This is a genomic window from Bdellovibrio bacteriovorus, from assembly GCF_001592755.1.
Classification (GTDB): Bacteria; Bdellovibrionota; Bdellovibrionia; order Bdellovibrionales; family Bdellovibrionaceae; genus Bdellovibrio; species Bdellovibrio bacteriovorus_E.
On sequence record NZ_LUKF01000017.1, the window covers coordinates 230,358 to 251,560 of the forward strand.

Here is a 21,203-nt window from a genome sequence, read left to right on the forward strand (position 1 = left end):
GCCCGCAGGGCCCTGCGCTCTCCGCGGCTACCGCCGCGTCTACTGACAAGCTTCGCAGGCTTCTGGGTTTTCCAGAGAGCAAGCGATCACTTCAGCGTCTGTGTAAGTCTTTTTTGGAGCTGCTTCAGCAGCAGGTGCTGGAGCGGCGTCCATTGAGTTGGCAGCTTCAGAAGTCATGCTTAAACCATTACCTGAAGTTCTGACTGTCGTTTTAGCAATCTTAGTTGCTGGACGAGAGCGAAGGTAATAAGTCGTTTTCACGCCTCTTTTCCATGCATACATGTACATAGAAGAAACTTTACCGATTGTTGGACTTTCCATGAACAAGTTCAAAGATTGAGCTTGGTCGATGTAAGCGCCACGATCGGCCGCCATGTCGATCAAAGACTTCATCGGGATTTCCCATACAGTGCGGTACAATTCTTTCAATTGCTGAGGAATTGCTGCCACGTCTTGGATAGAACCATCTTGAAGTTTGATTTCATTGCGAAGGTCTTCGTTCCACAAGCCCATAGTTTTCAAATCAGTAACTAGGTACTTGTTGATTTGCATGAACTCACCAGAAAGTGTTTCACGCTTAAACAAGTTAGAAACTTGTGGTTCGATCGCTTCGTAGCAACCCACGATAGAAGCAATTGTCGCTGTAGGCGCAATCGCGATCATCAAAGAGTTTCTCAAACCGTGCTTTTTGATTTTTTCTTTCAATTTCTCAAAGCGCTCTGGTTGAGACGGAGTCACACCCCAAAGGTCGTATTGCAACAAACCTTTAGAAGCTTTTGTTTGTTCATAAGCACCGTGAGGGCCGAATTGTTCAGCAAGCTCACAAGAAGTCACTAGCGCATTGTAGTAGATTTCTTCTTGGATCTTCGCTGACAAATCACGAGCCGCTGCCGAGTCAAAAGGAAGTTTCAATTGGAAGAAAGCATCCTGAAGACCCATCACACCCAAACCTACTGGACGCCATTTGTGATTGGAGTCTTGAGCTGTTTGGATAGGGTAGAAGTTGATATCAACAACGCGGTCCAAATATTTCACAGCTGTGCGAACAGATTTCGCCAGTTTTTCGAAATTGAATTGACCGTTTTCAACGTGGCGACCCAAGTTCACAGAACCTAAGTTACAAACCGCAGTTTCAGAGTTGGAAGTCACTTCCAAGATCTCTGTGCAAAGGTTTGAAAGATGGATCACGTTGCCAGCTTCGCCTGTTTGGTTGGCCTTCAAGTTCGCGGCATCTTTAAACGTCATCCAACCGTTACCAGTTTGTGCCAACGTTTTCATCATGCGCGAGTACAAATCACGTGCTTTGATTTGCTTTACGTACATTTTCTTAGCTTCGGCTTCTGCATAAGCCGCTTCGAACTCAGGACCATAAGTGTCCACGAAATGAGGCACGACACGTGGGTCGAACAAAGACCACATTTGGTCTGCTTCAACACGCCTCATGAACAAATCTGGAACCCAGTTTGCCAAGTTCAAGTTGTGAGTACGTTTAGCTTCGTCACCTGTGTTGTCGCGAAGTTCAAGGAACTCTTCGATGTCAGCATGCCATGTCTCTAGGTACACACAAGCCGCACCTTTACGTTTACCACCTTGGTTTACAGCCGCAACGGAAGAATCCATTGTTTTCAACCAAGGAATGATACCGTTGGAGTGACCGTTTGTTCCTTTGATCAAAGAACCGCGGGAACGAACGCGAGAGTAGGCCACGCCGATACCGCCGGCAAATTTAGACAACAAAGCGATGTCTGAATATTTGTCGTAGATCGCTTTCAAGTCATCTGCTGGAGAGTCCAAAAGATAACAAGAAGACATCTGAGGACGAGTTGTTCCAGAGTTGAACAATGTTGGCGTTGAAGCCATGTAGTCATGAGAAGAGATCAAACGATAAAACTCGATAGCCTCTTCTACAGATTGAGCCAAACCACAAGCCACGCGCATGAAGAAGTATTGAGGAGTCTCGAACACTTGGCGAGAAGTTGGATTTTTCAATAGATAACGATCGTAAACAGTTCTTAGACCGAAGTATTCAAAACGGTCTGTGCGGTACGGTTCGATCGCGGCGCAAAGAGCGGCTTTATTAGCTTCTACGAATTTATAAGTCGCCTCAGACAACAGACCTACCGAGTGACCAAAAGCCACAGAGTCTGCGAAAGATTGAATTTTCTGAGAACGAACTTCTTCGTCAATATAGATAGAAAGAAGACGAGCAGCCAAACGAGAATACTCAGGCTCTTCACCGATCAATAGGGAAGCCGTCTGAATACAAAGATTGTCGAGTTCGTTTGTTGTTGCGCCATCATAAAGACCACTGATTGCTTTCGTAGCAACACGTAGTGGGTCCACTTGAGTCAGGCCCTGGCAGTTGCGAGTCACGCGTTCAACGATCTTTGTTACGTCGACCGGCTCCAGCGTGCCATCTCTTTTTTTAACTCTCATGATGTGAGCTGTTGTTTCCAACATGGTGTATCCCCTCTGCCCCGTTCCATTTGGGCAAAAAAATCCCCGACCGATTTTTCACCCCTCGTAAAAAATCAGCTCGTGGCTCAATATATAAATGTGTGTTATTTTAGAGACTGAATCGCTAATCCTTAGCTGTTGGTCCAGAGTTGTTACTCGTCAACCTCCCTTAAGTGGCCGTCAGTTCTTCTTTCGGCTTACCCCTATATCTAGGGGTCTCTTTCAGGTGCCTCATCAATAAGGCGGGTATCGATCTCAATTCCAACTGTGTAATTCTTTCTTCGAAGTTGCAAGAATATTTTTTGGGATAACGCCAACTTTTTTGTGACGTTGCTCATCAATTAAGCAGATTCGGTGAAGCGCTTGACATAAAACTGCTGCAAACAAAATTAGCAAGAGCTGATGATTTTACCTCGTAAAACCAAGGTCCAGTTAGAAAAGTCTGTTTTTAGCTGTTTTAAACGGGAATTTCCCTGTACTGATCTTACACGATCTTAAATTGTACAGAAACTAAGCATGAGTTGTAGCAAGCGGGACGGATTTTCTTTGCAAAACGGACTGCAAATCCAAATCACCCGGTGTTTCCGCGATAAATTTCTGTGATTGATAGGACTTTCTCGCACGTAAATAGTCGATGATGTACTGGTGCGTACCCATTTTATCCTTCGTCCATTCCGGCGCTACAAGCTCGTCCCAGCGCGAAGAGTACGCGGCCAGCCGGTGCATCGCAAAGCGCGGCGAAAGATGCTGCAAGAAAAGTTCAACCCGGTGAGCGTAAGTATCGCGATCAATCGGAGTGAATTCCCCCGCGTGGTACATGCCCTCTAAAGGCGTGTTCTTTAATACGTGCAAATTGTGAAGCTTCACGTTCGTGATAGGAAGTGTGTTTACGATCTCGGCGGTTTTCACAATGTGATCGTCTGTCTCTCCCGGGTTTCCGAAGATCAAATGAATTCCCAAATCCACTTTCGTGTTTTCCGCGATTTTGTGAACGGCCTCTAGCGAAGCTTCCGCAGTATGTCCACGTCGCATGAACTCCAGTTGGTCATTGAAGAAACTTTGCACTCCCAGTTCAACCGCGACGAAGGACTTTTCGTGATACTCTTGCCACATATCCAAAACCGCTTTTGAAAGACAGTCCGGGCGCGTTCCTAAGGTGAAGCCTTTCACCCATGGATAAGAAAGAGCGACGTCGAAGTTGTGACGAAGAGCCGACACTTTCGTAAACGTATTTGTGTAAGCTTGGAAGTAGATCAAGAAAGCTTTGGCATTATAGCGCGCACCAATCTTAGATTGATAAGTTTCAATTTGATGGCGCAGCTCCATAGAAAGGCTTTCCGCGTTGGCGGCAGATCCCCAGACATCGCAAAATACGCAAGTCTGCATGCCTTTAAGACCGCGGCGGTTGGGACAATCATCCACGACAGAGACCGGCACCTTATAAACCTTTTCGCCAAAGAGCTTATTGTAGTGCTCACTGATTGTATGATAGGGAAGTCCTAACCAGCCTTTTTCCATAGGTTCTTGTACAAGTTTCTACTGCGGGAAGTCAATGAAAGCGTGGAGCGATATAGGGTTTGAAATCGAAATCACCGGGGATCAAAGCCCTTCTTTGCGTCTATTGCAGTCCGTAGATCCTGCGAAAGACAGGGGCGAATCCATGCACCACTCTGGCGGTGCCTGTACTGAAACTTTGCTGATCTATGGCGAACCGATCAAAGAGACTCTGCAGAAAATAGAAAAACCTCATTTTTTAATCGTCGGCTTAGGGTTGGGCTACATCGAGAGCGTCATTGCCCGCGAAGCTCTTTTGCAAAAGAAGTCGGCCTCGGACGTGGGGATGATCACGAGCTACGAAAGTGTTCCCGAATTGCGTGAGTTCTTTTTTAGGTGGCTTCATGATGACAAAGACACTCTTCACCCTGAAGTGATAAACACTTACGAACAAATGTTAGAAGCGATCGTCAGAGACACTGATTTAACGAGTGAGGCCGTGAAAGCTTTCTTGGTCGAACACTTCCGAAAGCCCGTCGATATTTTTTCTGCGCTTGATAAAGATGTCAGGCTGGTGTCGAAATATCACTGCATCCTTTACGATGCGTTCAGTTCAAAAACGTCCCCCTTTCTTTGGGAAGAAGAATTTCTGAATTCTCTTCTAGAGCAAGGTTCATCTTCGTCGTGCATTTTATCCACTTATGCGTGCAAGGGGTCCCTTAAAAGAGCCCTCAAGAATCACGGCTTTGAAGTGATTGTGCGAGAAGGTTTCCAAGGAAAACGCAATTCCACTTTGGGTGTGAAAAATCTCTAGCTTAATTGTGACTTAAAATTGTTTATTTAAGTCTTGATAAAAGACGCTAATAAACTTTAACTAGTCGTATGTTCTCTTTCTCTCGGTATGTTTTTACCGCTCTTATTTTGATGTCGGCTTGCGGTTTTGCAAAAACCGTCGAGCTGGCGACGTTTCCTATTCCATTAATGGTGGAAGATTCCGAGCGCGGGCTTTTTGTGAACCTCACGAAAGAGATTGGCAAACGCACAAATAAAAAAATTCATATCAGTGTTTATCCCACTGGAAAAGCTTTGCTGGCTTTTAGTGGAAATAAAGTTCAAGGAATTTTTCCCGGCTTGGATGTTTCTATTCCGAAAAGATCGGCCAGATCCAGTGCCTTTTACGTCAAGGTGGATCACATCTTTTTTAGAAAAGGTCAGACGCTGGAAAGTGTGAAAGATCTTGAAGGTAAAAAAGTCGGTTTGACCTTCCGTTATCCTTATTCGAAAGAACTTCTTCTGAATAAGAAAATCAAATTTGAATTTGCCGCCGATGATGTCTTGAATATGCGAAAGCTGGCGCAAGGCCAAATTGATGCCTTCATCGTCGAAGAGCGTTCGGGTTTAAAAGCTCTGCAATTGAGTGGCGAAAAAGACATTCTTTTCAACAAAGAGAAACCGATAGCTCAGCAGGAAGTTTTTTATGCCTTTCAGAATGATGAAGAGGGTAAAGAGCTTGCCGAAATTTTCACGAAGACTATTGAAGCCATGAAAAAAGATGGAAGCTTACAGCGCCTGCTGGTCAGTCCTTAAAAAAGGAAAGGGCCTCGTCGGGTCCTGACGAAGCCCCCGGGACTACTCGACAGTCCCTAAACGAATTTCTGAATCCAGGACAATGTATAGCTGCGCCTCTTCCTGAAGGCTCCACTGCAAGTCATAAAGTTCGCTCTGACTTGGATATTTTTGGATGAGTTCGGTCAGAGTCTTTTGCGCTTCCTTGCGAGAACTTTGTTGAAGTGCTTTGTTTTTATGTGTTTGTGGTTTCAATGTTTCCGCACGGAACTTCCACAGATCTAATTGAAACTTTTCATAGGGATGCAAAGTCGTGCCGATGCGGACTGAGATTTCTTCCAGTCGTTCCAGGCTTTCGGTAAGATCTATGAACGCCTCGTCGCGCTTGCCTGCCATTATGGCCTTAGCCGCTCTCTGAACTTTGATACGGGCCCACATAAAGTGGTACGGGAACTCATAAATGCCGGCACTCCTAGCTTGTTCAGACGCCTGATTAATAAGACCTAAAGTTCTATCAAATCCCGCTAAGGTGTGATGATCAGCTTCGTTTGTCAGATACGCTTGAACATAATATTTCATGGAATCATACCAGGCCGTTTTTTCGGGATCCTCCCACGCTTTTTTTACGCCCAAAACTTCGATGGGCGAATTTGGATTCGTACTTAAACGAAAGCCGATGAACGGAGAACGATTGGTAGGATAAGTTTCAGCGACACTCATCCACCATTCTTGTCTTTCGGGAATCATCACATGAGTGGCCGCTGTATACACCTTCGTGGTGGTGCGACCGAAGCTGCGTGCACCCACAAGTTCATCGGTGTGACCGCTCAAGCGATTTATCACCCATTGCGCGTCAATATGGCCGAAGTCTTCCTTTATTGTTCTTTGAACATGAGAAAGACGGGCGCGAGTTTCCAGTGTTTTATTCAGACTGTACTCATAACCTTCAGCGCTCGTTGCGGCTGCAACAAAATGGTTACTCTGGCCCAAGTAAGTGTTTTTTGAACGACGGGCCACGGCCACGGTATTTCCACTAAGCTCTATAGAAGCGGCCTCATCGGTTTTAGAATCCGAAATAAAGAAGGTCCAAGCCCCAAAGCCCTTTCTTGTTTGAATCATGGCAATGGCTTCATTCAAAGTTTTAGCTTTCATTAAAATAGAGTGCAGTAAATAGGGGGCAACATCCGACTGGCCTGATTCGTAACGAATCTGTGTTCCTTCCGTCTGCAGTTCATGCAGACTTACTGCTAGACCGTAGTTGTTGATGCCACTGATGCCACCGGCATAGTGCAAACCCGCGGAAGCCAGACCTGCGGAGGTCATACCGTTGCGCTGACGATTGATCACAATGACTTGGTTTGTTTCATAAAAACCCAAAAGACCTGTATCAAAGTTTCTGCCATGAACGAGGGCTCCCTCCGTGGAGCTTGTCGCCGATGCACTAATCCCTGTGCACCCCATTTTAATAGAACGAAGACCTTGAGCGAGCTTCTTAAAAGGCTTTAAAAGAGCATGGCCCACAAAGTAAGGCGCACAGGAAGCAAACACCTTCATTTTTCCTTTGCGGGGATTTTCATCCAGCAATCTTTGCATGGAGTCCGTAAAGATTGAAAACTCCACCATGTAGTTGCTCTCTTCAAATTCACTCCAGCCGACCTTGCTGCCTGCATCTTTGAGGCCGCGATAAAGATTTTTAAGACCACTTTTAAATTCGTCAGACACACTGGCGCGATAGTTATCCATCACGCATTTTTTAATCAGAAGAATTTGCTCCCGGTCTTTAGGTGAAAGTTCGGCGAAGGCTCTTTGCACTTGAGTTTGCACGCCCGCTAAGACGCCTTTTTCAATTTCTTTGCGCAGAAATAGACCGTGATAATAAGCCGTTTCAGAAAATCCGCCTTGCAGATCTAAAACATGGACTTTGTTCTTTGCACCTTCGGCGCCACAAATAAAATGTTTTTGTCCCTGAAGCTCTTGCACCAACGTGCAGTCGGCATAGGAAAACACTGGAAGAAGCAATAATAAGGCGATGATATTTTTCATAAAATTCCCAATGAGAGATAGGCTGAAAAAGTTAAAAATCCACAGGCCGCTACAACTTCAATTTTGCGAAGAAAACCTTGAAGGTGATTTTTGAATTGTCGGATTGTAAACAGCAGTAAAATAAAACTGACTAGGAAGGCGGCCAGATAAGTGATGGCGCCCATCCACAGAGTCAAACCGTTTTCGTTTGCGACATTAGCGAAGAGGCCCGCATAAATAAAAACCAGATGAAAGTTCGCCATCGTTAAAAGAAAGCTTTTCTTAAATGACGGGCGAATCAGCAGCTCTTCTTTCAGAAAAGAACTGTCAGTGTTTTTTTGAAGGAAAAGAATTTTTACCGAGTAAAGCACTAAGCATAAGACAGTCAGCACGGTCAAAAGGGCTTTAAGCCAAGCCTCTTGAAGTAAAGGACTCTTTAACAACATCAAAGCCAAGGCAATATATACGATATCTCCCAGAAGAAAGCCCGCAATGGACTTCCAGGGCCAAGAACGGTCGCGCACCAAGCTGCGAATAATATTAAAACTCGCCGGCCCCAGAGCAAATGCAGAAAGAAATCCGATGATCATCAGCCAAAGAATCATTGGACTTCTCCGGCGATATGAGAACGCATGAAATTCAAGTATTCTTCAGCGGTTTCAAAAGTTGTTTTTAGTTTAAACTGGCCGCGGCTGCGATTGCTTTCAAAGTATTTTTGCAGGTAATCAGCGCTCACGATGGAAACTTGCGCAGGTCCCAGAACGCCGACTTCGCGACAGTCTTTATAATCTCCATTTAAGCGTTGCATTTCTTCATCCACGGTTTTTGCTAACTGTTCCACATTGACGTCGGCGTGTGCCGGAACAAAAAGTGTCCAGTGGTAGGACGCTTTCCCTTCATTCATAACCGGGGAAAGAAAGAAATGACGAAGGTCCACATTACGAAGTTTTTTTGCCGCCAGGTAGCAGTCTAAAATCTCATCGTCACTGACTTTTTCTGCCGCCAAGTTCATGCCGGTACTTTTTCTGCCAACAAATTCGAACACCAGGTCTTCGTTATTTTGCTGAAAACTAATGACGTCTTTCATTGAATAGTGAATAAGACCATTTGGCGTGCCGACATTGATATAATAAGGCACACCCATTTCAATTTCATGAAGACCCAGGGACTTTTTATCGCCCAGAACAGGGGTGAAGGAATAAAGAAGATCCGGATTTAAGAAATATTTCTGGCGTCCGTTTTGGTATTTTTCATAAGGAAGACCGATCGCCGCTTCGGTGGCAGCATAAACGCCGTAATAGTTTAACTCATGGCCCACCAGACGGTTGAGTCTTTCGGTGTATTGTTTAATCGGAGTTGCGGCGTAAACAAAGACTTTAAGTCGAGGCCAGATTTCATTGATGGTTTTCTTGCCGGTTTTTTGCAGAATCGCTTCAAAAATACTAATGATGTACGTCGGAATACCGCTGACGACTTGAATGTCTTCTTTCAAAGCCTCTTCGATAAGCATGTCGATTTTACGATCCCAGTTTGAAATCGCCAAAACTTCTTTGGAAGGAAACGTATTTTTAGCCAATGCTTTAGGAACACGTGTGCTCAGAATTCCAGAGATATAGCCAAATTTGATATTGTTCTGAGTGTAAAGGTAAGGGTCCGAACCAAAAGTTAAGCGGCCGACTTTTAGAAAATTGATGTCGGGTTCTAGGGTGCTTAACTTACTTGCGATGCGCTTTTGTGATTTCAAAAACATGCGAATCATGCGCTCATTGTAGGGAACACGTTTGCTGTCTTTGCCGGAAGTCCCTGAAGACAGGCCACAGTATTCAACCTCGTCTTTAAAGAGAATGTTCTTATGGCCGGCAGCAATCATATCTACGTAAGGTGCGTAATCATCGTAACCATAGACCGGAACGTGATTCACGAACTCTTCGTAATTTTGAATGTGCGCTAGGCGCAGATCTTTGTAGATACGTGTTCCATTTAACGAGCGTTTTAGCTGTTTAAAGTTTTTCTCTTGCTTTTCCAGCAGGTCAGCCTGGCTGACGCTCATATATTGAGAATAAGTCTTTAAGTATTTTTGCCCTAAGCCATGCACGACAGAATCCACCGCAAACATAAAAAGTCTCCTTCTTGTTGATGAAGGAAATTTATTTCGGTTTAGATTCAATGTCGCGCAGTACCCTTGACAACTTTGTGGTAATTCTGTCGAACCGAGCAACTTCGGTTGACAGAAAAGCGGGGTTTTTGTCAAAATTGCAGTATGGCAACACAGTCCAAAGAAGATATCTATTTCGCTGTCTGCAACGCAATCCTCAAAATGGAAGTGGCGAAAGGTCATCTGGCCTGGACTCTTTCAGACATTTCCCGAGAATCGGGTGTGACCCGTTCCTTGATCTATTACTACTTCGGGAAAGAGAAAAAAACCGCTCTCGAAGAGGCCTATAAGTTCGTGATTTCTAACTTCTGGAACATGGAGCGCACAAAAACCATGGGGATTCGGGACCGTTTAAAGCAGGTTCTTGAAGACACCAAGAAAATGCCATTCCTATTCGTGCTTTATTACTTAGAAAAAAATAAAGAGGGCGAGATCGGAAAAATGATCCGTGATGCCGAGTCGATGCTTTTACAAGCCTTAAAAAAAGAATTTCCTAAGCTCAGTGAGACTCAGATCTTGGAAGTGTATCTGAAAGAGCTGGGAGCTATTACCTTCCAGCTGCCTTCAGAAAAAGTATCAGACCTATTTGAAGATTATATCAGTCGTTAGTTCTCAGAAAGCGCTTTAGGCGTAAAGCGCGAAGTCTTTAATCCCTGATCCAGTTTGACCCCAGAAAGAGTGATTTCTGTTCCGCGCTTGTTTTGCATGTTGCGGATCTTGATCTTTGAAGCGCGCCACTTCGTCGGAGACACTTTCTTATAGCCAACAACGTCGAGCACTTTCAAAAGCTTTCCTTGCTTATCATAACACTCAGACTTCATGGGCAGATATTCATCGGCTTGGACGAAGCTGATGATTTTAGAGTAATTGGCTGAAGTGGAATTCACGTCACTCTCGATAAGGAAATATTTCTTTCCCTTCACCTCGACCGTTTTTTTAAGAATATTCTTCGCACCTTGTTCGCGATTGAAGTCAAAATCTTCGGTGCTGAGCTCGGAACCCAGAATACCTCCTTGGCCGCTTTCGCCAGTCAAGCGACGAGTCTGTTTAGAGGACGGCAGATAAATCCACTTTTCTTCTTGGTCATTTTTCAGCGTGGCTAATAAAGCCGTGCCTTTTAAATCTTGTGGCTTCTGCATGCGCACCATCAGGTAATGCTCTTTTTTACTGGGGCTTAGGCGCCAAATATGCATTTCACGATCTTTGCTAGAACCATCTGCTTCGATGATCTTCATCGAAACTTGAAACTCTTCGTCTTTAGAGCGCAGACGTTGGCTCATCTGTTCACCAATCTGCTCAACGGTGGGCGCGTTATCCGCCTGTTGCGCGAAAGTGGGAGTCGGTGAGAACGAGATGAAAAAAGCCATAAAGAGCGCAGATGCTGTAGCCATGATTTTCTCCTTTTTCCACGGTACTGAGTTTAGAAGCCATGGGCAACTTTTCAACAGTGTCGGCAAAAGAATCAAATCACCCACGAGTCCAGCGAGCATTGACAAGAGCATGTAGAAACCAAAGATGCGGTTCATAGCAAAGTAAGACGCCATGAAAACCGAGAATCCAGCGAGTAAAGTCATGCTGGAAATCAAGCAAGGGTTTCCCTCTCTCCACAGGGTCTTTTCGATTTCAAGTTCACGAGAACGGGGGTATTTTTTCTGAATCGCGCGCAGGCGTTCCAAAAGATAAACCGTGTTGTTAAACGCCAAGCCCAGGGCGATGGAAAAGATAATCGCGACACTAGGCTTGATCGGGGTTTGCGAAAGCGCCAAGAATCCCAGCAAAGCTGCAGGTGGAACCAGATTCGGGATGCAGGCCACTAAAGCCCAGCGCACAGAGCGGAACACAAAAATTAACAGCAAACAGATTGCCGCCATGGACTGCCAGAAACCGAAAATCAGTTCATGCGAAAGTTCGTTATTCAAGTGATGGATGGTGGATCCCATGCCGGTGACTTCGACTTTCAACTCAGGAAACTTTTGTTCGGTCAGTTGTTTGATATTTAAAACGAGAGAATGCAATTCGTTCCCCGGAAGATCTTGAGTGCGTACGGAAATGCGCGTGTTAGATGAATCCGTGTTCAAAAAATTCTTTAAAGGGCTGTTGCTAGAAAGGGAGTATAAGAAGAAGACTTCTGCCGTGGAGGAACGGCTGGCGGGCAGACGTGAGTGATGGATGTTTGCTGCCGCAACGAGGTCCGGAAGGCCGACGACACTTCCCACGCCTTTCATCGCGCGGATGTCCGAAAGAAGCTGATCAAGACGCGCCAATAACTTCGGATCATTCCAAGTTTCTGAAGAGCCTTTCAATTCGACATCAATAGGAATCATGCCCCCGAGTTCTTTATCGATAGTCTCTGTGGATAAACGGACTTGATGGTTTGCCGGCAAATCATCAAAGAGTCGAGCGGACCAAGAAAGACTTTGTCCTTTAATGGCTAAAGCAGAAGAAACTAAAATAATCAGAAAGGCCCAAACGCCAGAGCGGCGGAAAAGATAAAGGCCCCAGCGCGCTTTACTCCAAGCCCACAGGCGAGCTTTTGGTCCAGGCAAGAAGTACAACATCGGAAATAATAATAAAGTCGTAACAACCCAGCCCGTCATAATGGAAATAGCTGCCGTGATTCCGTAATCGCGGATCAAGGGCACTTTCACCGTCAACAAAGCGAGGAAGCCTATCATCGTCGTCATGGAGGCAATGAAGTTGGGTCCAAGGAGAGTTTTGAAAGTATAGGTCACAAGTTCATGATGGGTCGCATGAGGCTGATTCTTGCGCTCTTCCGAATAGCGCAGCAACGTATGTATACACAGCGAGACGACGTCCACCGTCGTCAGAATGGGAATTGTGCTCGAAAGAATTGAAAACGGATAACCCGCCAGTGCCATGATCGCTAAAACAATAATGTTCGCGCAGAGAATCACGACAAATGAAATGATCAGTGGCGACCAGTTTGAAAAAATTAAACCTAATACTAAGAAACAGGCTAAAAATCCCAAGACGACGAAATTGCGAATCTCTGTCTGTAGCAGCACACCTACGTCTGTCTGCACAGCGGGAGTTCCGCCGATTTCTACCTTAGAAAAAGGAACGGCCGCGTTTGCGGTGACTTCTAAATTCTGGCGAAGATGTAAGATCTCTGAAGTATTCAGCGACTTCACATTGACAATGACAGAAGCCGTGCGCCCATCCTTAGAAACTAGAGTCGGTGAAATAAGAGGATTATTAGTAGTCTCGGTGGCCCATTTTTCCGAAGGAAGATTTTTTAATAAAGGTCCTACACTCAGACCATCGTCGCTATTGATGGCACCTTGAACAGTCGCCAGGCTTAACGTGTTCTTAACACCAGGAAAGTGAGCGAGAAGTTCTGTGAGTCTTTCTAAGCTTTGAATTTTATCTTTTTCAAACCAGGTCTCGCTAGGATGAGAAATCTTTGCTGTAATGATGAACGGTTGTGAATCTGGAAGTTGAAAAAGCTGTCTTGTATGTTCATCTCTCTTCAATAGCGGATTATCCTGAGGAAGAAACTGCTTCAAGCTGTACTGAGTTTGCAATTTAGGAAGAGCAAATAAGCTTAATAACGTAACTACAAAAACTAAAAGTAAAGTTGAAATGGAGATTCTTTTGACGGAATCAGGGAAGTTCGTTTTTTCCAATTTCGTTTTCTTCATCAGATGTCTTCTTTCGATTCTTTTTTAACAAGTGCTTTAGAATTTTCTGTATACGCCGTATTCTACAAACATGATGATGGGAAACACGATGACAAAATCCAATTCAAGCTTGATAACGACAAAGGGCCTAGTTACTTCATTGTTTACATTTTTCTTCTCCTTCGAGGCTCTTTCAGTTTCGCAAATAAACTCAGAATTTCAATTGGCACTTCCTAGACAGTTTCAGGAAAATTTAATTTCCAAGAAATGGGAAAGCCTCGTGAATCAAGAGTTTCAAGGGAACTGGCAATTTCCTGATCAAGAAATCACGACTCAAGATGTGCCTGTCAAAATCAAAAACATTTCCTTGAAAGTTAAGACTCATCTGGAAAAACCTTCGTTGCAAAATCAGCAAACGGTGTTGCAACTCACTTCCAAAAACTTGGAAGCTCAACTGACGATCGGTGAAGTCAGTGTTGATCATATTGTCGAAAGAGTAGTCGGTGGAATTATCGGCCGCTTCCGAATCCAAGCCTCTTGTAAGAATGTGGTGATGACAATGATTCCCGGTAAGGGTTCCATGTCTATGGCGGTAGCACCTTCGGTAGGTTCTACGAACGCCGCCGCCCTCGTTCAAAGCGTGGATGTCGGTTGGGCTCCGGGCAGCTGGTCTTCAACTGGAATTCAATGTGAAGGTGTCGAAGGTTTTGCCGATTTATTAAAAACTGAGATCGACAAGATCGCCAACGATTCCGTCAGCTTTATTCAGCCGAAGAAGGACCTTATTAGAAAATACGTCCAGGATTATCTTCAAGATATAAAACTGGATTTTTCTAGTCCCCGCCAACTCATTGTGTCTCGTCCTGATATCAGTGTCTTGATGAAGGTGGATGAATATAAAGATCAAGGAGAGGCCGGCGCTTTGATCAAAGGCCACTTGCAAATTGATTTTTTAAATACGAAAGACAGCGAAGTTAAAAATCTTGTGCTGACTCCGGGAACGGCACCGATGTCCTCTGGTGAAGCGCAAATTATTTTACCTAAAGATTTTATCAAAGAAGTTCTATTGAAGGCTTACTCTGCGAATGCATGGTTGCATAAGATCACTTCAGATAAGCTGCCGGGCTTTGGCAGTTTGATGAGTTCTCGTTTTATGCAGTTCTTCGTGTGGCCGGCCTTAAGAGACTATTCGAAATCGACGAAGTTCTTATTTGATGTGTATTCCAATAAGGATATGGAAATACAAGGCGGCGGGTTGCAATATCAGGCGAAAGCGAATTTCTATGCGCGCATGCAGGCTCCGCGCTCTGGCCAGTACGTACCGTTTGTAAACTGGTCTGTGCCTTTCAACTCCAAAATCAACTTGAAGGTTGAAAATGGCAAGGCGTCGGCAACACTTGTAAATCCCTCATTGGGAATGACACCTTATTATGATGCTTCTTATGTTGCTAAATATTCTCCGAATCGCCGTATTTTATATGGCACTATTCGCGATAAAATTATCAGCGGTATCTGGGGTCAGACGATGACGATGGAAATTCCGAAGATTCCATTGATGGAAGGTGTGAGCTTGAAAGTTAAAAAGGTCTTAGCGCCGAACAATCAAGATATCACCCTGCAATTAACTCCTTAAAACGAGCGGGACAGGGTCAGGGTGTACGAATCATTCTTTTCGTACACTCCCAGAGGCGTTTCGCTTGAGCCCTGAATAAGGCTTGCTGTAAGGCTTAAATTCCAGGCATCCCAAAAACGACGGGTGATCGTGAGTTCCTCGTAATTGCTTCCATGAATTCCATCGTAAAGTCCTAACAATGAAAAATTCCAGACCTCTTTCCAAGACATGCGTCCGCCCAACATCCAAGCGTCGCGAAAAATCTCGGTCATCGAAAGGTTGGAATCATTTTCTTTCTCAGTCTGAATGAATGATTTTTGTAGCACGGCTATAAGAAGACCGCTTTCACCTAAGTTGAAAGTTTTTTCTATAGCCAACACATTTTCAAACGTCCATTTTTGCAGATAGGGATCTTCGGTGAGGCTTGAGGTATAACTGCTCGCAAGTTTGAACAGAGTTTCCCAAGAGCTCGCGGTCATTGAGAGCCCGCCTTGGCGAATGCGGTAGTTTTTGACGTTTAAGGTCACATCGGGATCCACTTGAACAATGGTTTTAGGCGAGACCGCCACGACAGTGCCCGTGACCACGGGTTGAATGAGCGGGAAAGAGGCGACACCTTCAAAGTATGTCAATCCCACATCAAAGACGCTCCCATGTCTTTGAATGCGAAGGGCATAGTTGTTCTTGCGGGCGTCATCAAGATCTTCTTTCGATCCATAATTGTAGTGAAGACTTTCTGGTAACAATAAAACGAGATCGTTATCCGGAGTCTGTGGAACGAAGACTTCCCGTGGCAACCAGCGGCTTTGTTCACCCGGCAACGTTGCGCCCCGGTTTTCGGGAATGTATATGAGTTCATAATCCCAAATATCTAATGTCTGAGAAAAAACAACGGAGGGAGCCCCCAGCTTGCGGCTGTGAAGCGGGTCGAAATACTGTTTCGAATTTATAACATCCAAAGGATTGTAGCCATCCGTCACACCCCAGGTAAAAACATTGTATCCGGCCTGCAAAGAAAAGCTTTCACCTTGATAGCGCAGATAGGTTTCGGTGGGATCAAAGAAATATTTTTCTTCATCGGATTTGTTGTTGGGGTTCGCGATAAAAGTGGGTTTTACGTAAAAGCGCACGCTGTCTAAATAGCGCCAATCATAGATGGGATCGAGTTCCAACTTATAAAGATCTTGATTTGTGTCGGTGCCATATTCTTCCGCAAAGTAAACCGCATCGAACTTTGTGTCGATGTGAAGACTCCACTCTGTTTTATGCTTTGCCTGCGCAAAAGAGCAGAAAAGTAAAATAAGAAGCAAACACGCACTCTTCATGATCATCGAGGTAATCACAGCTTTCTTGTTTTCTCATCCACACATTGTCTGTGTCGTGCCAGTTTTAAACCGTGGCAAATTTATTCACGTATTCAATGATGGAACTTTTAAATTCATCGGGAAGTCCTACAAAGCGAAGACCGGCATAGCCATCATTGCCGACGTAAACGACTTCACAGGTGGCATTGACTGTAACATAAAGATTCGGGCTAGTCAGTGAGCCTTCAAAGCGTTCGCCGATCTGCAAATCGCGGGCATCATTGATTCCTAAACCGCCTTCACTGATGGAAATGACCCGACACGAGAAAGGTCCCTTAGTCCCTTCGCAATTCAACGTCCCTACAATCGGCACACGAGGATGAGACCGGCGGCTGATTCCCAGGTCTTCAACGACGCGGGGGACGGCATAGACTTCACGCCAAATACCACTGCTATCAGCGCAGATGTCCACAGCCGAAAAATCATTCAGTGTTTTTAAATAGGCAATGAGTTCAGAGTATTTCATGGGGGATTTTTCTTTCCCCTCAATGCGAACCTTCCAAAAGCCTTGCGGCTCGGAGGTGGCGGAAGCGGATGGTAAAGTTTGGAAGGACTCTTTCAGTGATTGGCGCCAGCGAATCGGATTCATCCATTCACTTTGGCCCCGGCCCCAAATTTGAGGTTCTTTTGCTGAAGCCAGGCGAGTTTCTATTTCTTCATGATCAAAAGGCCCATTGACTTGTCCTTCTGAGAGAATAAACCAAATCTTCGAGTTCGCCACCGATGTTCTCCTCAGTTGTCGCTTGTGCTTTATTACAACGAAAGGTATATCACTTTGTCTAGGAGATTTAATTCATGAAGTACATTATCTCAGGCACTGATCGTCCTGACTCCAACACTCTTAAAATTTCAAAACACATTCAGTCTGTCTATCACTCTTTGGGAGAGCAGGTAGAAATCATCGATTTGAAAGAACTGAAAAAACATCTGCACGATGACATTCACTATGGAAAAACAAGCGATGCGATGAAGCCTTATTTGGACAAAGTTCTTTCTAGCGAAGGTTTGATTGTTGTGTGTCCAGAGTACAATGGCTCTATGCCCGGCATTCTAAAATACTTCATCGATCACTTGAAGTTCCCAGAGTCTTTCGAATTCCGTCCTGTTTGTTTTGTCGGTTTAGGTGGAATGTTCGGAGCGCTTCGTCCGGTGGAGCATTTACAGCAGGTCTTTGGGTATCGGAACGCCTATGTTTATCCAGAGCGTGTCTTTATTATGAATGTTCATAAGATTTTAACTGCCGAGGGGTTGGTTCAAGACGAACTGATCAAGCAGCTTTTAGAAAAGCAGGCAAAAGGATTTAAAAAGTTCACCGAAGCTTTGGGTGCCTTTAAAATCGACGCCAATGCTCTTATCGAGCAAAAGAAGCAGAAGTAGCTTCATTGTCGATCAGTTTGCTGTGAATGCGGCCCTCGAAATAGATCAAACCTAAGATCAAGAGGGCTGCAAGTAACCATTTAGAACGAAATATCGAACTAGGTGCCATAGACTGTATGATCTCAAACAGCCTATTTCGGAAGCAACTAAAGTTCATGTAATTAGTCCATCCGCGTCATTTTTTGCTCAGCTGACAATACTATAGATCTTATCTACACTTACGGCCTGTGGATAATACAGGTCACCCCCATAAATCGAATGCAAATATTGTGATGGTCTCATTGAGCGCGCTCGGCGTGGTCTTTGGGGACATCGGTACAAGTCCTCTTTACGCTCTTCGCGAATGCTTTGGTGGTGAATATGGATTGCATCCGACACCGGAAAATATCATCGGTATTTTATCTCTGATTTTTTGGACGATGATCATCATGATCTGCGTGAAGTACATGGCTTTTGTCATGCGCGCAGATAATAAAGGTGAAGGTGGAATTCTTTCTTTGATGGCTCTTGCTGTGCGCAGCCAGCAACATAAAGATCTGACTCGCCGTCGTTGGCTCATGACGATTCTGGGTCTTTTCGGTGCGGCACTTTTATACGGTGACGGGATGATCACTCCCGCGATTTCGGTTCTTTCGGCGATGGAGGGTTTAACTTACGTCGCTCCTAGTTTTGAACCTTACATCGTTCCTTTAACCATCTTTGTGATCAATGCTCTTTTCTTAATGCAGAAATACGGAACGGGAAAAATCGGAGTTATCTTCGGTCCTATTCTGATGTTGTGGTTTGCGACATTGGCCGTATTAGGTATTCACTCGATGGCGGAAAATACGCATATCTTTGAAGCTTTGCTTCCGCATCACGCTTTGGAATTTTTCCTGCGCAATGGTTGGCATGGCTTCATCGTTCTTGGCTCAGTTGTTCTAGTGGTTACCGGTGGAGAGGCTCTTTACGCCGACATGGGACACTTTGGAAAACGTCCGATTCGTTTGGCGTGGTTTTTTGTCGCGCTTCCGGCTTTGACGCTGAATTACTTCGGTCAAGGGGCTTTGCTTCTTAATAATGCCGAAGCTGTTTCAAATCCGTTCTATCTTATGGCGCCGAAGTGGGCGTTGTTGCCATTAGTAATTTTAGCGACGACAGCGACTGTGATCGCCTCACAAGCTTTGATCTCGGGAATTTTTTCCATCACTCGTCAGGCGATTCAATTGGGATTCTGTCCTCGTATTTCAATTGTTCATACTTCAAGCCAAGAGATTGGTCAGATCTATGTGCCTTCTGTGAACTGGACACTTTTCTTAGGTGTTGTGTGGTTGGTTTTGACTTTCAAATCATCAAGTCACTTAGCCGCGGCCTATGGTATTGCGGTGACAGGAACAATGGTTATTACAACCATTCTAGCCTTTGAAGTGGCTCGACAAAAATGGCATTGGAGTTTGCTTAAGGCGTCTGCGATCTTTGGATCATTCTTTATTGTCGACATGGCTTTTTTTGCGGCGAATGTCCGAAAGGTCACTCATGGAGGCTGGGTGCCTTTAGTGATTGGTCTTGTGATTTATCTTTTGATGACGACATGGCAGAAGGGCCGTCAGGTGCTTTTCCGTCGCTTAAAAGAAAGATCCATGCCTATTGAAGAGTTCTGTCAAAAGCTCTTAAGAGAACCGCCATTGCGTGCGCCAGGAACTGCGATCTATATGTCCGGAGATCCTTGGGGTGTGCCTGTGCCATTGTTGCACAATCTAAAACACAACAAGGTTCTGCATCAGCGTGTGGCGATTTTAACTATTCAAACGCGCGAAGTGCCTTTTGTTTCCAAGAAAGATCGTGTGTCCATCCAGGAAGTCATTCCAAATATGTACCGCATTCTGGCGTATTATGGATTTATGGAAATCCCTAAGATGAAGCACATCTTAGAAGCGTGCCGTTCAAAAGACATTCACTTCAATGTCACGGATACGACATTTGTTTTAGGTCGAGAAACTATCATCGCCGACAAGAGCGCCAATCGTCCGGATGAGCCGGGGATGCCACATTGGCGTGAGCGTCTGTTTGCCATTATGTCGAAGAATGCACAAAGACCAACGGCGTTCTTTAGAATCCCTCCGAACCAAGTTATTGAAGTGGGAATTCAAGTAGAAATCTAATCAACCTAAGAGCAGATGTTCGATCTGCTCTTTTTGTTGAAGCCCGTCTTCATATCCGATCTCTGTCAGCGTTTTGCAGTATTCAGAATCAAAAAGTAAGAAGCTTGCGATCTCGCTGGCGTCTTGAAGAGAGCCCAATCCTCGCAAAAGATAACGAATCATGCGCGGCAATCGTTCCACTTTATTCGAGGCAATCTGCGAAAGATCTCGTGAAGGGGATATCCAAATGTATTCAATGGGCCGCACGGAAAGAGATGATTGCTCTTTTTCTGAAAGTTTGAGGATGTTTGAATTAATTCGTTCGATGCGCTCAATATCCACCTCAAGACCATCCATCATCACGGCATGCAATAAAACGCTGACAACGCGACCGACGGTGGGAGGTTTCACATCTTGCACGTGATGAGACGTGTAACAAAGATCCTGTTTTTTTCGGACTCCGATTGCGATGATCTTCTTAGCGCCCATATAGATCGCCGGGCCACACGGAGAATGGTTGCGAATACAGCCGTCTCCATAATGTCGATGCCCTATGGTGACTGGCGGAAACAAAAGGGGGATGGCCGAGGAGGCAAGCAAGTGATCCGAAGTGATTTGACTGACTTCGGATTGACGACGCACTCTTTGCCAGGAGGGAATCTCTTTCGTTCCTTGTACGAAAGTTACGGTCGACGTCGTGAAATAATCCAGGGCAGATACCGCCAAGGCCGAAAACTTCTTTGCTTCGATATTTTTTTGAATGTTTGAAAAATCGCAGTGCTCACGCAGTAAGGATTTTAAGGGCGTTGTATCTAAGAGCGCGCGCCGATGCGATGTCGGTTTCATTCCGCCCATGGAAAGATCCGTGAGCCATTTCATACCACCAAACGAAAGATGAAAAGGATCCGTAACATAGACTTGTTCCGCGGTGACGTGACTCCAAAGATTTAAAAGTTTTTTTGTCCCTGTTGTGATTTGGCATTCGGGGGTGGAAGCTAGCATCGTCGCATTGATGGCCCCCGCACTGACTCCCGTATAGTAGTTAAAGAGTTGCTGAACGCCATTTTTTTCCGCTATTTCGGCGATAGCAGCAATCACACCTGCCTGATAAGCAGCTCGCGCGCCGCCACCTGAGAGCACTAGACCTACCGACATAGCTTCAACCTCTTTACTAAAAATAATATTTTTACATTTGAAGTTTAAGGGTATTTCTAGACTTGAAGAAAAATACACACAGACTGATACTGTGAATGAACGAGGCACGATACAATCATCAATCGATTTATCGGTTCCATTGAAGGAAATAATACCTCGTAAAAGGACTCCCGAGCGGAGTCCTTTCTATTTTCTCCCTTCCTCTGCTTTATCATCGGATCAACTTTTTATGGAAGAGCT

At 44.9% G+C, this 21,203-nt stretch carries 15 protein-coding genes; 6 read left to right on the forward strand and 9 right to left on the reverse strand.

The genetic code is table 11. The features are described from left to right. Positions 1 to 39: 39 nt before the first annotated feature. Positions 40 to 2,460: a ribonucleoside-diphosphate reductase subunit alpha gene (locus AZI85_RS13530; protein WP_063244563.1), complete on the reverse strand. Its 2,421-nt coding sequence runs from the start codon at positions 2,458 to 2,460 to the stop codon at positions 40 to 42. Between the two features lie 507 nt (positions 2,461 to 2,967). Next, a complete protein-coding gene (locus AZI85_RS13535; protein WP_063244564.1) occupies positions 2,968 to 3,975 on the reverse strand; it encodes a TIGR01212 family radical SAM protein in 1,008 nt (335 codons plus the stop codon). A gap of 34 nt (positions 3,976 to 4,009) precedes the next feature. Here AZI85_RS13535 and AZI85_RS13540 point away from each other — a divergent pair, with 34 nt between their 5' ends. Both AZI85_RS13540 and AZI85_RS13545 read left to right on the forward strand, forming a co-directional pair. Next, on the forward strand, positions 4,010 to 4,765 hold the full coding sequence (locus AZI85_RS13540; RefSeq protein WP_063244565.1) for an MnmC family methyltransferase: 756 nt from the start codon (positions 4,010 to 4,012) through the stop codon (positions 4,763 to 4,765). A gap of 68 nt (positions 4,766 to 4,833) precedes the next feature. Further along, positions 4,834 to 5,538: a substrate-binding periplasmic protein gene (locus tag AZI85_RS13545; RefSeq protein WP_063244566.1), complete on the forward strand. Its 705-nt coding sequence runs from the start codon at positions 4,834 to 4,836 to the stop codon at positions 5,536 to 5,538. 42 nt (positions 5,539 to 5,580) lie between these two features. Here the strand turns inward: AZI85_RS13545 and AZI85_RS13550 are convergent, their stop codons facing one another. From AZI85_RS13550 to AZI85_RS13560, 3 genes are read right to left on the reverse strand one after another with little or no spacing between them, the layout of a single operon-like run. Beyond that, a complete protein-coding gene (locus AZI85_RS13550; protein WP_063244567.1) occupies positions 5,581 to 7,560 on the reverse strand; it encodes a C45 family autoproteolytic acyltransferase/hydolase in 1,980 nt (659 codons plus the stop codon). After that, on the reverse strand, positions 7,557 to 8,144 hold the full coding sequence (locus tag AZI85_RS13555) for a LysE family transporter (protein WP_063244568.1): 588 nt from the start codon (positions 8,142 to 8,144) through the stop codon (positions 7,557 to 7,559). The genes AZI85_RS13550 and AZI85_RS13555 overlap by 4 nt, the downstream gene beginning before the upstream one ends. Then, positions 8,141 to 9,655, reverse strand: a complete 1,515-nt coding sequence (locus AZI85_RS13560; protein WP_063244569.1) for a GH3 family domain-containing protein — start codon at positions 9,653 to 9,655, stop codon at positions 8,141 to 8,143. Before AZI85_RS13560 ends, AZI85_RS13555 begins: the two co-directional genes overlap by 4 nt. A 144-nt stretch (positions 9,656 to 9,799) precedes the next feature. On the opposite strand from AZI85_RS13560, the gene AZI85_RS13565 reads away from it, so the two are divergent. Further along, entirely contained in the window at positions 9,800 to 10,303 is a 504-nt protein-coding gene (locus AZI85_RS13565) for a TetR/AcrR family transcriptional regulator (RefSeq protein ID WP_063244570.1), read from the forward strand. On the opposite strand, the gene AZI85_RS13570 is transcribed toward AZI85_RS13565, so the two are convergent. Next, positions 10,300 to 13,356, reverse strand: coding sequence for an outer membrane lipoprotein-sorting protein (locus AZI85_RS13570; protein ID WP_063244571.1), 3,057 nt, complete (start codon positions 13,354 to 13,356; stop codon positions 10,300 to 10,302). The genes AZI85_RS13565 and AZI85_RS13570 overlap by 4 nt on opposite strands. Positions 13,357 to 13,615: 259 nt before the next feature. Between AZI85_RS13570 and AZI85_RS13575 the strand changes: the two genes are divergently transcribed. Beyond that, on the forward strand, positions 13,616 to 14,968 hold the full coding sequence (locus AZI85_RS13575) for a hypothetical protein (protein WP_253720992.1): 1,353 nt from the start codon (positions 13,616 to 13,618) through the stop codon (positions 14,966 to 14,968). Here the strand turns inward: AZI85_RS13575 and AZI85_RS13580 are convergent. Both AZI85_RS13580 and AZI85_RS13585 read right to left on the reverse strand, forming a co-directional pair. Then, positions 14,965 to 16,257, reverse strand: a complete 1,293-nt coding sequence (locus AZI85_RS13580; RefSeq protein ID WP_172795336.1) for a hypothetical protein — start codon at positions 16,255 to 16,257, stop codon at positions 14,965 to 14,967. The two genes, AZI85_RS13575 and AZI85_RS13580, sit on opposite strands and share 4 nt — an antisense overlap. Before the next feature lie 79 nt (positions 16,258 to 16,336). Then, positions 16,337 to 17,032, reverse strand: a complete 696-nt coding sequence (locus AZI85_RS13585) for a PilZ domain-containing protein (protein ID WP_063244572.1) — start codon at positions 17,030 to 17,032, stop codon at positions 16,337 to 16,339. A 74-nt stretch (positions 17,033 to 17,106) separates the two neighbouring features. Here AZI85_RS13585 and AZI85_RS13590 point away from each other — a divergent pair, with 74 nt between their 5' ends. Further along, positions 17,107 to 17,688, forward strand: coding sequence for an NADPH-dependent FMN reductase (locus AZI85_RS13590; protein ID WP_063244573.1), 582 nt, complete (start codon positions 17,107 to 17,109; stop codon positions 17,686 to 17,688). A gap of 272 nt (positions 17,689 to 17,960) precedes the next feature. After that, a complete protein-coding gene (locus AZI85_RS13595; RefSeq protein WP_063244574.1) occupies positions 17,961 to 19,829 on the forward strand; it encodes a potassium transporter Kup in 1,869 nt (622 codons plus the stop codon). Here the strand turns inward: AZI85_RS13595 and AZI85_RS13600 are convergent, their stop codons facing one another. Then, complete coding sequence (locus AZI85_RS13600; RefSeq protein WP_063244575.1) at positions 19,830 to 20,963, reverse strand: patatin-like phospholipase family protein; 1,134 nt, start codon at positions 20,961 to 20,963, stop codon at positions 19,830 to 19,832. Positions 20,964 to 21,203 lie beyond the last annotated feature (240 nt).